At 67.8% G+C, this 12,782-nt stretch carries 11 protein-coding genes; 7 read left to right on the top strand and 4 right to left on the bottom strand.

Annotated elements, in window-relative coordinates; genetic code table 11:
- Window positions 1-200 precede the first annotated feature (200 nt).
- On the bottom strand, window positions 201-1,793 hold the full coding sequence (locus tag F6B43_RS11725) for a catalase (RefSeq protein ID WP_150449106.1): 1,593 nt from the start codon (window positions 1,791-1,793) through the stop codon (window positions 201-203).
- Window positions 1,794-1,994: 201 nt separating this feature from the next.
- Here F6B43_RS11725 and F6B43_RS11720 point away from each other — a divergent pair, with 201 nt between their 5' ends.
- Together F6B43_RS11720 and F6B43_RS11715 are read left to right on the top strand one after the other, a co-directional pair.
- On the top strand, window positions 1,995-3,047 hold the full coding sequence (locus tag F6B43_RS11720; RefSeq protein WP_150449105.1) for a hypothetical protein: 1,053 nt from the start codon (window positions 1,995-1,997) through the stop codon (window positions 3,045-3,047).
- Between the two features lie 327 nt (window positions 3,048-3,374).
- Window positions 3,375-4,421, top strand: coding sequence for a hypothetical protein (locus tag F6B43_RS11715; protein ID WP_150449104.1), 1,047 nt, complete (start codon window positions 3,375-3,377; stop codon window positions 4,419-4,421).
- Window positions 4,422-4,607: 186 nt separating this feature from the next.
- Here the strand turns inward: F6B43_RS11715 and F6B43_RS11710 are convergent, their stop codons facing one another.
- Window positions 4,608-5,279, bottom strand: a complete 672-nt coding sequence (locus F6B43_RS11710; protein WP_150449103.1) for an arsenate reductase/protein-tyrosine-phosphatase family protein — start codon at window positions 5,277-5,279, stop codon at window positions 4,608-4,610.
- A gap of 48 nt (window positions 5,280-5,327) precedes the next feature.
- Between F6B43_RS11710 and F6B43_RS11705 the strand changes: the two genes are divergently transcribed.
- Entirely contained in the window at window positions 5,328-6,083 is a 756-nt protein-coding gene (locus tag F6B43_RS11705; RefSeq protein ID WP_150449102.1) for an aquaporin, read from the top strand.
- The gene (locus F6B43_RS11700; RefSeq protein WP_150449101.1) at window positions 6,080-7,450 is read left to right on the top strand and encodes an FAD-dependent oxidoreductase; all 1,371 of its coding nucleotides are present in this window, start codon (window positions 6,080-6,082) and stop codon (window positions 7,448-7,450) included. The genes F6B43_RS11705 and F6B43_RS11700 overlap by 4 nt, the downstream gene beginning before the upstream one ends.
- 8 nt (window positions 7,451-7,458) lie before the next feature.
- Here the strand turns inward: F6B43_RS11700 and F6B43_RS11695 are convergent, their stop codons facing one another.
- Together F6B43_RS11695 and F6B43_RS11690 are read right to left on the bottom strand one after the other, a co-directional pair.
- Entirely contained in the window at window positions 7,459-7,986 is a 528-nt protein-coding gene (locus F6B43_RS11695; protein ID WP_150449100.1) for a flavin reductase family protein, read from the bottom strand.
- Window positions 7,987-8,021: 35 nt separating this feature from the next.
- Window positions 8,022-8,579 (bottom strand): NADPH-dependent FMN reductase, encoded by a 558-nt coding sequence (locus tag F6B43_RS11690; protein ID WP_211368120.1) that lies wholly within the window; start codon window positions 8,577-8,579, stop codon window positions 8,022-8,024.
- A 270-nt stretch (window positions 8,580-8,849) separates the two neighbouring features.
- Here F6B43_RS11690 and F6B43_RS11685 point away from each other — a divergent pair, with 270 nt between their 5' ends.
- Genes F6B43_RS11685 through F6B43_RS11675 form a run of 3 tightly spaced genes read left to right on the top strand, consistent with a single transcriptional unit; the run spans window position 8,850 to window position 12,766 of the window.
- Entirely contained in the window at window positions 8,850-10,109 is a 1,260-nt protein-coding gene (locus F6B43_RS11685; protein ID WP_150449099.1) for an aminotransferase class V-fold PLP-dependent enzyme, read from the top strand.
- 1 nt (window position 10,110) lies between these two features.
- Window positions 10,111-11,211, top strand: coding sequence for an N-methyl-L-tryptophan oxidase (gene solA, locus F6B43_RS11680; RefSeq protein WP_150449098.1), 1,101 nt, complete (start codon window positions 10,111-10,113; stop codon window positions 11,209-11,211).
- Between the two features lies 1 nt (window position 11,212).
- Complete coding sequence (locus tag F6B43_RS11675) at window positions 11,213-12,766, top strand: gamma-glutamyltransferase (RefSeq protein ID WP_150449097.1); 1,554 nt, start codon at window positions 11,213-11,215, stop codon at window positions 12,764-12,766.
- Window positions 12,767-12,782: the final 16 nt, after the last annotated feature.

Raw genomic sequence — 12,782 nt, 5'->3', positions numbered from 1 at the left:
CTGACCTCGCCAATCGGCGGTTCGCTGCGCCCCACCTCCCGTGAAATATACTGGAATGCAACATATCGTCATCAAGGGAGGTGTCACATGGTCCTTGCGCCCTTCGTCTTTCTCGCCTTCCTCATTGCATACGTCCTGGGCAGGGGCTGACCTCTGCATGCGGCTCACAGAGCGTCGGTGAGCCGCACGCAGCTGTACGCTCAGGCGCCCGCGTGCGTGTTCTCCTCGATGATCGGGTCTGAGGCGTCGGCCTTCGCCGCGTCCGGCTGCGCGCCGGGGGCGCCGAGGTCGGGGTCTTTCCGCACCAGGGCCTCGATCTGCGCACCGGTTACGGGGTCGACGCTCTTCCAGTATGCGAATGCGCGGTCGAGCACGTCGCCCTTCACCCCACCGAGGAGGTGCCCGGCGACGGTCTTGACGAACGCGGCCCGCTGCTGGTCGTTCCAGACGTCGCGCACGAGCGCGCCGGCCTGCGAGAAGTCGTCGTCGTCCGGGCGCAGCGTGTAGGCCTGGCGCACCATGGCGCCGTCGGCCTCCCATCCGGGATCGACCTCGCCGACGTTGTCGGCGTACCCGCGACCGAACGAGTTCGGGGCGTAGACCGGGTCATCGCCGCGGTGGTCGTACGCCATCGGGCCATCCTGCGTATAGGTGTTGAGCTCGACGTGCGGGCGGTTCACCGGCAGCTGCAGGTAGTTGGCCCCGATGCGATGGCGGTGGGTGTCGGCGTAGGCGAAGGCGCGGCCGAGCAGCATCTTGTCGGGCGAGAATCCGATGCCCGGCACCAGCGCGGACGGTTCGAAGGCCGCCTGCTCGATCTGGGCGAAGAAGTTCTCGGGATTGCGGTTGAGCGTCATCGTGCCGACCTTGATGAGCGGGAACTCGCGGTGCGGCCAGATCTTCGTGAGGTCGAACGGGTTGAGGTGATAGTCCCTCGCCTGCTCGTACGGCATGATCTGCATCGACAGCGTCCACGACGGGAACTCGCCCCGATCGATCGCCTCGAACAGATCGCGGCGGTGGAAATCGGCATCCTCACCCGCGATCCGGGTGGCATCAGCATCCGTCAGTCCCTCCACCCCCTGATCGCTGTGGAAGTGGTACTTCACCCAGAACTTCTCGCCGGCCTCATTGACCCACATGTACGTGTGCGAGCCGTAGCCGTTCATCTTGCGATACGACGAGGGGATGCCGCGGTCGCCCATCAGGTAAGTGACCTGGTGTGCGGACTCGGGGTTGAGGCTCCAGAAGTCCCACTGCATGTTGTTGTCGCGCAGTCCACTGCCGCCGCGACGCTTCTGCGAGCGGATGAAGTGCGGGAACTTCATCGTGTCGCGGATGAAGAACACCGGAGTGTTGTTGCCGACGAGGTCGTAGTTGCCCTCGTCCGTGTAGAACTTCAGGGCAAAGCCGCGAGGATCGCGCCACGTGTCGGGCGAGCCCTGCTCACCGGCGACGGTCGAGAAACGGGCCAGCATCTCGGTCTTCACGCCCGGCTGGAAAAGGCCGGCCTTCGTGTAGGCGGTGACGTCTTCGGTCGTCTCGAACACACCGAATGCACCAGAGCCCTTCGCGTGCACGTTGCGTTCGGGCGTGCGCTCACGGTTGAAGTGCGCCATCTGATTGAGGAAGTGCACGTCGTGCAGGACGATGGGGCCGTCTGCCCCGACGGACAGGCTGTTGCGGTCGCTGGGGGCGGGGGCGCCGGTATCTGTCGTCGAGCCCTTCTGGGCCTCGGCCGATGGGGCGGTCTTGATAGACGTGCCGTCGGTGGGTACGGGAAGCTCGGGCATGGTTCTCCTTCGCAGGCTCTGGTGCAGGTCTGTTGACCGGCCCTCGTCCACGCAAGCATCAGCCCTGAGCTCGGTCAATGGGGGCGACGCGCATACACAGGGGGTGTACAGGCTTCCCCCGCGCTGAGCTCAGCGGCGAAGTCCCGAAGATGTTACACAACGTTCATATAGAACTTGGTATGTCAATATATCGTTATCGCCATGAATCAGATGACTCGGCGTTGGTGTGTCGCTATCGTCACTGCTCTCGCGATGACGCTCGGTTTCGTGGCGCCTGCGTCGGCATCGGCGTCGGAGCTCAATTCTTCGTCTGCGGATGCGGATGCGGGAGCAGGAGAGGTATCGGTCAAGTACGCCTCCACCTTTGAGGTCGTCAACGCGACCGTCCAGACGATGATCTACCTGAAGGCGGAGCCGGTGGCTTCCTCTTGGAGCACGGGGCTCTGGTTCGATGACAACGGACCTGCGGCGATCGGGACCAGGTTCGTGCCCGCATCGAAGGAGGACTTCGCGCTCACCTGGTGGTTCGCAACGACCAATGCGGGAAATCTCTTCTACCAGTTCGGTGACGATCCGGATCACGTGGTGGTGGTGAACGCCCTCGTGAAGGACTTCGCGCAGGCGATGTCGTGTTCGAGTGTGCCGGCAGATCTGGTGTGTACCGTGCAAGGTTTGACGGCGACGATCACGACCAAAAACCCGACGAGTTACACGATCACGGGTGCCGACCGGCAACGGCAGGCGGATCTGCTCAACGCGCTGTGCAGCTCGGGCACCCCGCTGGCGACGTGCTCGTTCGCCCCGAAGGGGGAGCTGATGCGTTCGTACGGAGAGCCGCGGATGATCGGAGAGAACCGGCACTTCAACTGCAAGGCGGAGGGCATCGACACGGTGAGACTCACCTGGGGTTTCGAGGAGAGCTCCTCGAACTCCGTCGGCGGCAGTCTCACGATCGGCGGGACGCTGTTCAAGATCGTCGAAGTGGCCGTGGAACTCACGTACACCCACACCTGGTCGTGGACGAAGACGTACTCCGAAGCCCACGACATCCAGGTCTATCCGGGCAAGTGGGCGTGGATGGAGCAGTACCCCCCACGTATCGCCGTCACCGGTGACTTCACGGCCACGATCGGCAACGTCACGCTCTACATCACCGATGTCACCTTCGACGCCCCTGATGGAGACAGTCAGGGCCTGATCGTCAGCAAGTCGCGCGACCTCACGCCCGACGACTACGCCAAGTACTGCCTGTAGCCGGCACGAGTGTGCCGTTCTACCTCACGTGCACGGTGAATGGATTGACGGCGCTCCTCGCAGAGAGGGATTGGCGGCATGGCTAAGGTCTGGCGCGGCTGTTGCGGTTGGACGATATCGTCGCGGTCCGCGTGCCCTCGATCGAAGTGGCCTGCCATCACCGCGGACCGTATCGTCCGGTCGCTGTCATGTCGGCCCGCTGGGCTCGAGCCCCGGGATCGCCGTCGCGCGGGACAGGCTTCCCCCGCTCCGTGCTCAGCGGCGAGGCCGCGAAGATGTTACACAACGTTCATATAGAACTTGGTATGTCAATATATCGTTATCGCCATGAATCAGATGACTCGGCGTTGGTGTGTCGCTATCGTCACCGCTCTCGCGATGACGCTCGGTTTCGTGGCGCCCGCGTCGGCATCGGCGTCGGAGCTCAATTCTTCGTCCGCGGATGCGGGAGCAGGAGAGGTATCGGTCAAGTACGCCTCTGCTTTTGAAGTTGTGAACGCCACTGGTCAGACAATGACCTATACCGGTGCGAAAGCCGTCTCGTCGTTCGGGAACTCGGGGCTCTGGTTCGATGACAACGGCCCTGCACCGGTGGGAACCTCGTTCGGCCCGGCGTCGAAGGAAGACTTTGCGCTTACGTGGTGGTTCGGGAAGAGCAATAGCGGGGACTTCTTCTATCAGTTCGGCGACGACCCGGACCACGTGGTGGTCGTGACTGCTCTCGTGCAGGACTTCTTGCAGAAGTTGACGTGCACAAGTGTGCCTGCAGATCTGGTGTGCACGCTGCAGGGATTTACGGCGGTCATCACGACGAAGGATCCGACGACTCACACGATCACGGGTGCCGACCGGCAACGGCAGGCGGATCTGCTCAACGCCCTGTGCAGCTCGGGCACCCCGCTGGCGACCTGCTCGTTCGTCCCGAAGGGGGAGCTGGTGCGTTCGTCCGGAGAGCCGCGGATAATCGGACAGAACCAGCACTTCAACTGCAAGGCGGAGGGCATCGACACGGTGAAACTCGCCTGGGGTTTCGAGGAGAGCTCCTCGAACTCCGTCGGCGGCAGTCTCACGATCGGCGGGACGCTGTTCAAGATCGTCGAAGTGGCAGTCGAACTCACCTACAGCCACTCCTGGTCGTGGACGAAGACGTACTCCGAAGCCCACGACACCCAGATCTACCCGGGCAAGTGGGCGTGGATGGAGCAGTACCCCCCACGCATCGCCGTCACCGGCGACTTCACGGCCACGATCGGCAACGACACCTTCTACCTCACCGATGTCACCTTCGATTCCCCTGATGGAGCCAGTCAGGGCCTGATCGTCAGCAAGTCGCGCGACCTCACGCCCGACGACTACGCCAAGTTCTGCCTGTAGCCGGCTCGTATCGATGCACCGCTTCTGGATGCGCTACGCCACTGGATAGCCGATCAACCGTGAGATGACAGAGGCCGAAATCCTCTCCCCGAGTCCTCGATGACGAGGAGCCAGTTCGACGCCAACCATCACCCGCCCGCGAGAAATCGCCCACGCTGGAGTCGGGATGGCGTCGGTCGGGACGGGTCAGGCCGGCGCGAGCAACCGCGGCGCCAGCCGACCTACGCGGGCGGTGAGGTCGGCGAAGGCGGCTTCGAACGCCTCGTCGGTGGCGACAGGCACCGGATCGGGCACTGACCAGTGCGCGGAGGCGGCGGTGAACTCCTCGTGCGCCCGGTCGCAGACGGTGATCACGAAATCGGTGTCGCGCACGAGTCCCGCGATCTGCTGCGGCGTGATGCCGGTCAGGTCCAGCCCGTGCCGGGCGGCCGCCGCCAGAGCGCCCGGCGCCACGGCGGCGGCGGGATGTGTGCCGGCGCTGACCGCGGGGATTTCGCTGACGTCGTTCCACAACGCCTGCGCGAGCTGAGAGCGTGCGGAGTTGGCGGAGCAGACGAACACCACTCGTTGCGCACCGGCGCTCGCCGCGGGGTCGAGGTCGGCGAGCCCGTCCGGCAGGAGGGTGACATACGTGCGCCGGCCGTCGCCCTCGGACCGTCGGCGGCTGATCAGGCCTTCGCGCGCCAGAACCTTCAGGTGATGGGCGATCAGATTCGAGGGCAGATCGAGGTCTTCGCGCAGCTCCGTCGGTGACAGGTCTCCGAGGGTGAGGAGGTCGAGCATCCGCAGCCTCGCGGGGTCTGCCAGCGCAGCGTGCTTTCGTGCTCGCCGCTCAAGAGAAAGTCGCTCAGCGTTCATTGACTCAATCTTGACTGAGATATATTCGTCTCGTCAAGATGGGATCTCATGAACACGATCGCCGTGCTGCGCCGCGCCGGTGCCGAACTTCTCGGTACCGGGATGCTGGTGACGATCGTCGTCGGTTCGGGAATCGCCGCATCCCGGCTCTCCACCGACCCCGGGCTGCAGCTCCTCGAGAACTCGATCGCCACCGCCCTCGGCCTGGCCGTACTGATCCTGCTCCTCGGTCCGGTCTCGGGTGCGCACTTCAACCCCGTCGTCTCGCTCGCCGATGCGTTCCTCGGACGACCCCGCCAGAACCGCCCGCGCACCGGCATCCCGTTGACGCTGCTCGGGCTGTACGTGCTGGCTCAAGTGACCGGCGCGGTCGGGGGAGCGGTGCTGGCAAACGCCATGTTCGCCACGCCGACCGCGCTGTCGACGACGAACCGTGCAACCCCGGCGACGTTCCTCGCCGAGATCGTCGCGACAGCGGGGCTCGTGCTCCTGATCATCGGCCTGGCCCGTGCCCACCGCAGCACCCCTGTCATCGCCGCAGCGGTCGGCGCCTACATCGGGGCTGCGTACTGGTTCACCAGCTCCACATCCTTCGCGAACCCTGCTGTGACGATCGGGCGCATGTTCACCGACACGTTCGCCGGCATCGCGCCGACCTCCGTTCTGCCGTTCCTCGCCGCCCAGTTCGTCGGCTGCGGCATCGGGATCGCGCTCGCCGTGCTGCTGTTCCCGCACGCCGCCGCCGCGGCCGACGACCTCACCGTCTCGCACACCCTCACCGACCCCGAGAAGGACGCCTCATGACCCACCTCGTCGCCATCGGCGGCAGCGATGCCGGCATCTCCGCCGCGCTCCGCGCCCGCGAACTCGATCCCACCGTCGATGTGACCGTGGTCGTCGCCGACGCGTATCCGAACTACTCGATCTGTGGCATCCCGTACTTCTTCTCCGGCGACGTGAAGCCCTGGCAGTCGCTCGCGCACCGCACGCACGCCGACCTCGAAGCCACCGGAATGCGCCTGCGCCTCGACACCCTCGCGACGAGCATCGACGTCGGCGGGCAACGTCTGACGGTACGCGACATCAGCGGCGCGGAGTCGCAGATCAGCTATGACGAACTCGTCGTCGGCACCGGGGCCCTACCCGCGTACGCGGGCATCGCCGGACTCGAGCAGCTCACCCCCGCCGACGGGGTCCACGTCATCCACTCGATGGGAGACACCTTCGCCCTGGACGAGCACCTCACCGAGCGCGATCCGAAGACGGCGATCATCATCGGCGCCGGGTATGTCGGCCTCGAGATGGCCGAGGGGTTCACCGGGCGGGGCATCCAGGTCACGCAGCTGCAGCGCGGGCCCGAAGTGCTCTCGACCATCGATCCCGAACTGGGCGCCCTCGTCCGCGCCGAGGTCGTCCGGCACGGTGTCACCGTGCACACCGGTACCACCGTCCGCTCCGTGGAGAAGACCGCCGCGGGTCTCGCCGTGCACGCCGAACGCGACGGCCGGGCGGTCACTCACACCGCCGACCTCGTGCTGGCGGTCGTCGGCGTGCGGCCGAACACGGCCCTCCTCGAGGCGGCGGGCGCCAGGCTGGGAGCGGGCGGCGCGGTCGTGGTCGACGAGCGGATGCGCACCGGCCTCCCGCACGTGTTCGCCGCCGGCGACGGCGTCACCACTCACCACGTCCTCCTCGGCAGCACGTATCTGCCGCTCGGCACCACCGCGCACAAGCAGGGTCGCATCGCGGGCGAGAACGCCCTGGGCGGCTCCGCGCAGTTCGCCGGATCCGTCGGCACCCAGGTTGTGAAGGTGTTCGACCTCGTCGCTGCCCGCAGCGGGCTCCGCGAGCACGAGGCCCTCGCCGCGGGCTACCGGCCCGCCACCACGGAGATCATCGCCGACGATCACAAACGGTACTTCCCCGGCGCGCAGCCCCTGAGCATCCGGATCACCGGCGACACCCGGAGCAGGCTCCTCCTGGGCGCGCAGATGGTCGGCCGTCTCGGTACCGAGACCGCCAAGCGGATCGACACGTTCGCGACCGCCCTCTTCGCAGGCCTCACGGTCGAGCAGGTCTCGGATCTCGACCTCTCTTACACCCCGCCGCTCGGGTCGCCCTGGGATGCCGTCCAGGTGGCCACGCAGGCCTGGTCGCGCACACACCCGTAAGAGAGGTACTAGGAGGCCACCTCCCGCAGGTGCCGGTACTGCCCCCGGAAATAGAGCAAGGGCTCTTCTTTGTGCCACGCCGGCGGGCTCATCTCGATGACGCGCCCGATCACGATCTGATGATCGCCGGCTTCGTGCTCCGCCCAGATCTCGCAGTCCAGCCACATGAGCGTGTCGAGGATCACCGGGTCGCCGGAACGCGCCGGCCGCCAGTCGATACCCGCCCACTTGTCGGTCCCCTTGCGGGCGAACTGATTCGACACCGCGTGCTGGTCGTGCGCGAGCACGTTGACGGCGAAGCGACCCGTCTCGCGCACGCGCGGGTAGGTCGTAGAGGTCGTCATGACGCTGAACGACACCAGAGGGGGGTCCACCGAGACCGAGTAGAAGGACTGGCAGGTGAAGCCGATCGGCCCGTCGTCGTCGATACCGCTGATGATCGTGATGCCCGACGCGTAGTGCCCGAGCGTGTCGCGGAAGATCCGCGGATCGACCTCGGGCGACGGGAGGGCGGGCTCTTCCGGGGCGATGGTCATGCGCGTGTTCTCGCTTCTCATGGTCACGCTATTCGTCACGCGAGGGGCGAGAGGGAAGGGGCCACGGCTGCCGCGCGGGTGTGCGCGGCCACCCCGGCGAGGCGCGCGAGGTTGCTCGCGTACTCGGCGGCGGCCTGCCCGGCGATCTGATCGAGGTGGTCCATCTGCCCGGCGACGAAGTAGAAGCCGCGGCCGGGCACGATCGCTCCCAGCTCGACCAGCAGCGGCGCGAGGTTGACGGTCGGCCCCATCGCGTGCGTGAGGTCGCCACCGGTGTGCACCGGGATCGCCGTGACCCCGGCGAGTCCGTTCGCCGGATACCGGTCGAGGAAGGCCTTCAGAAGGCCGGTGTAGCTGGCCTTGTAGGTGGGCGAGGCGAACACCGCCAGATCGCTCTCCGCGACGCGGGCGTTCAGGGCGGCCATCCGTTCCGACGGCCACGCGAAGATCTCGGAGGTGTGATCGGCCAGATCGATGATCTCGAGATCGTACGAGCCATGGGTCAAGAGCTTCTCGACCAGGGTCTCGGCCACCTTGAGGGTCCGGGACTTCGGCTTGGGATTGCCGACCACGATCGTTGCTGTCAGTGCCATCTGCTTCTCATTTCGTACCGATTGACAGGAAATGAGGATGAAGAAGCCGCCGCGGGGTCACGCCCACGATCCAGAACCGCGGGCTGCACGGGGAGACTCCGACATCTCTCACACTCCACCGAGATCTTGTGGCCCGGTGGGCCCGCAACGGCTTACGTTGCGCTCCGATTATCACGCAACTTCGTTTCCGGCGCATGACGTCTCCTCGGCCTGAATCAAGGTTGGATCCACATATGCTACTTTTGGATCCTCGGAAAGGGCGTGAAAGAGATGAGTTCGGTCGACGCGACGGATGCCGCGCCAGGCATGGCGGAACCCACGGACGCCACCCGGCCGCGCCTCGATCTCGAGCGCGAACGCCTCCTCACGCGGGGGGCGACGCTCTCGCGTCATTTCAACGCTGCCGGCTCCGCGTTACCCTCGGTCGGCGTGCTTGCGACGGTGGTCGACCACCTCCGACTCGAGGAGGCACGCGGCGGTTACGAAGCGGCGGCGCAAGCCCGCGACCGCGTCGATGACGTCTACGCCGCAGCAGCCGAACTCGTCGGTGCGACAGCATCCGAGATCGCCCTCTTCGACAGCGCATCGACGGGGCTCCGCGTCATGCTCGACTCCCTGCGACTCTCGCGGGGCGACCGCATCGTGGCCTCGACCACGACGTACGTGAGCCACGCCCTGCACCTCATGACGCTGGCGCGCGAGCTCGACATCGAGCTGGTCATCGCTCCTGTCGATGGGGCGCGGCGAGTGGACGTCGAGGCGCTGGACGCCCTGCTCTCCGACGGCCGGCCGACCCTTCTGAGCGTGGCGCACATCCCCACCTCTTCGGGCCTGGTCGAACCGGTTGCGCAGATCGGCGCGGTGGCTCGCACGCACGGGGCGACCTACATCCTCGACGCGACGCAGTCGACCGGCCACCTCCGCACCGACGTCGTCGAGGCGGGCTGCGACATCCTCGTCACGACCGGCCGCAAATTCTTGCGCAGTCCGCGCGGCACCGCGTTCGCGTACGTCCGCGCCGAGCTGCTCGAGCGTCTGCTGCCCCTGTCGCCCGATGTCCGCGGAGCGCAGTGGACGGAAGCGGCGAAGTGGGAACTGACCCCTTCGGCGCGACGCTTCGAGAGCTGGGAGTCGTCGGTGGCCAATCGCCTCGGGCTCGGAACGGCCATCCGCGAAGCGCTGGACCGCGGCGTCACCGAGACGCAGGAGTGGCTGTGCCGCACCGGAGATGACCTGCGCTCGGCTCTGGCGGGGATCGACGGCGTCACGCTCGCCGATCCCGCGGAGGTTTCGTCGGCCATCGTCACATTCACCGTCGAGGGCGTCGAAGCCAGCGCGGTGGCGCTGGCGCTGGCGGACCGCAACGTGCGCGTCGTCTCGGTGCCGGCGACCCACGGCCAATGGGATCTCGGCGCGCGGGGGATACCCTCGGTGGTGCGTGCGTCACCGCACGTCTACAACGACGCGGCCGACTTCGCCGCCCTTCTCGAAGGCGTGGAGGCGATCGCGTCCGGGAACGGGACGCGCTGAGATGGCTGGGAGATCCTCGGACGCGGATGTCATCGTCATCGGCGCCGGCATCCACGGCAGCGCGACCGCCGCGAGCCTCGCTCGTCGCGGGAGGCGCGTGATCGCGATCGACCGTTTCGCCGTCGACCACGTGCGCGGATCGTCGCACGGTCGTACGCGGATGATCCGGCGGGCCTACCCCAATCCCGTGTGGAACGATCTCGTGGATCGTGCCTTCCGCGGCTGGGAGAGCCTCGAGCGCGAGACGGGCCAGACGCTGCTGCACATCACGGGCGGGCTCTACGCGCACGCCGGCGAATCGCAGCTGCAGGGCCCGGACTGCGTGCTCGTCGAGGATCGCGCAGAGCTCGAGCGGCTCATGCCCGACTTCCGTGTTCCCGACGGGTATCGCGCGGTCTACGACCCGCACGCCGGTGTCGTCGAGGCCTCTCGGGGGCTCGCCGCGTTGCGCGCGGTCGCCGAAGGCCACGGCGCCGACCTGCGCTTCGACGAACGGCTGCTCGGGTGGGACGCCATCGGCGACGGCGTGGAGGTGCGGACGGATGCCGGAACCCTGCGCGCGGATCGGCTGGTCATCGCCGCCGGGGCCTTCGCCGCCTCGATCGTGCCGCAGCTCGCTCCGCTCCTCGAGGTGTGGCGGATCCTCACCGTCACGGTCGCCCCGGGCCAGAAGCGAGGACGGCCGCCGGGGCTCGGGGCGTTCTCGGTGGATCGCGAGGGCGGCCTGGTCTTCGGCATCCCCGACGCCGACGGCAACGGCGTCAAGCTCGGCGTCGATGCCCGAAGAGTGTGGGATCCGGAGGTCGCCGTCGCCGCCCCCACCGATGCGGAGGTCGCCGAGATGCTGGCGCTCTTGTCGGAGTACGTTCCCGGCCTCGATCACCGCGACCTCGAGGCGACCGCTTGCCTGTACACGATGACCGAAGACAAGCGCTTCATCATCGGGCCGCTCGCCGAGACCCCCCAGGTCGTGGTCGTCTCCGCGTGCTCGGGGCACGGCTTCAAGTTCGCACCCGCGATCGGCGACGCTGCCGCCGACCTCGCCGACGGGATTGCTCGCGACGATCTCGCGTTCGTCTCGACCGCACGCCGGGGGATCTGACATGCGATCCGATCTCTCCGCACGCGTCGCTGCCCCCGTCGCGATCGCCGCTCCGCACACCGCGGCCGTCGCCGCGGCCGAGCGCGCGATCGCGGCGGGAGGAAACGCCCTGGATGCCGCGCTCGCGGCCGCCGCGATGCTGAGCGTCGTCTATCCGCACCAGTGTTCGCTGGGCGGCGATCTGATCGCCCTGGTCCGCACCCCCGCGGGCGAGACGCTGTCGATCGTCTCTGCGGGCGCGGCGCCCGCCGATATCCTCTCGATCGCCCGCAACTGGACGACGATGCCCCGACAGGGCGCGCACACCGTCACCGTTCCAGGGATCGTCGCAGGCTGGACGGCGATCGCCGAGCTCGGCGCGCGGCTTCCGCTGCGCGCGGCCTTGCTCGATGCCGCTGAGACCGCCGATCGCGGCACGCCCGTGAGCGCGGGTCTGGAGCGCGCGATCGATTCGCGCGTCGAGCAGATCCGCGCCGATGCCGGACTGGCCGAGGTCTTCGCGCCGGGCGGGTCGATGCTCCGCGAGGGCGACAGCCTCCGCCAGCCGGCGCTGGCCGCGACGCTCCGCCGCCTCGCCGACGATCCGCGTGACATCTACGACGGGGTCACCGCGGAGCTGCTCGTCGAGGCGCTGACGCGTGCCGGAGGAACCCACCGCATCGACGACTTCCGCGCGCATGCCGCCGAGGTCGGGTCGCCCGTCGAGGCGACGATCGCCGGAGCGCGATGGTTCGCGGCCCCGCCGCCTTCGGTAGGAGCGCTCCTGCTCGGAGTCGCCGCCGCCGCCGAAGACGCGTCCGAGAACGACCCCGCTCGCGATCCCGGAAACCTGCTGCTGGATGCCTCGCTCCTCGGAGTGCGGTCACGTGCCGCGCACCTCGGCGATCCGCGCACCGGCCCCGCGTCTGCCGCCGCGCTGCTCGCCCTCGCCGGCGCAGAGTCGGCGATGGCCGGTGAATCGCCCGCTCACGGCGATACGGTCGCGATCACGGCCGCCGATGCCGAGGGCTGGGGCGTCACGATCGTGCAGAGCGTGTACATGACCTTCGGCGCCGGGATGCTCGACCCCGCGACCGGCATTGTGCTCCACAATCGCGGCGCCGCGTTCTCGCTCGACCTCGCGTCGCCCGCGCGGCTGCTGCCCGGCGCGCGGCCGCCGCACACGCTGTGCCCCGTCATCATCGAGGACGACGACGTGCTCGTGGTCGCCGGCTGCCAGGGCGGGCGTGCTCAGCCGTGGATCCTGGCCCAGCTGATCCCGCAGCTGCGTGACCCCGCCGTCGCGCTCGGCGACACGCTCGCTCGCCCCCGCTGGGTGATCGGCGACGTCGACCTCGGCCATGCGGAGCTCACGTTCGTCGCCGAGCCCGGCGCCGACGACGAGCTCGTCGCGTATGCCGAGAGCATCCCCCTCCCCGTCGCCCGCTTCGCCGGACCCGACGATTCGGCCGGGCACGTCCAGGTCGTCCGCCGTACCTCTCACGACGGCTTCACCACGCTCGACGCAGCGAGCGACCCCCGTGCCGACGGCGCGGCCGTCGTCGTTCCGAACTGACCACGCATCACCGAGG

This window comes from Microbacterium rhizomatis, from assembly GCF_008710745.1.
In the GTDB taxonomy this organism is placed as follows: Bacteria; Actinomycetota; Actinomycetes; order Actinomycetales; family Microbacteriaceae; genus Microbacterium; species Microbacterium rhizomatis.
This window is presented reverse-complemented; position numbering and strand designations above follow the sequence as displayed.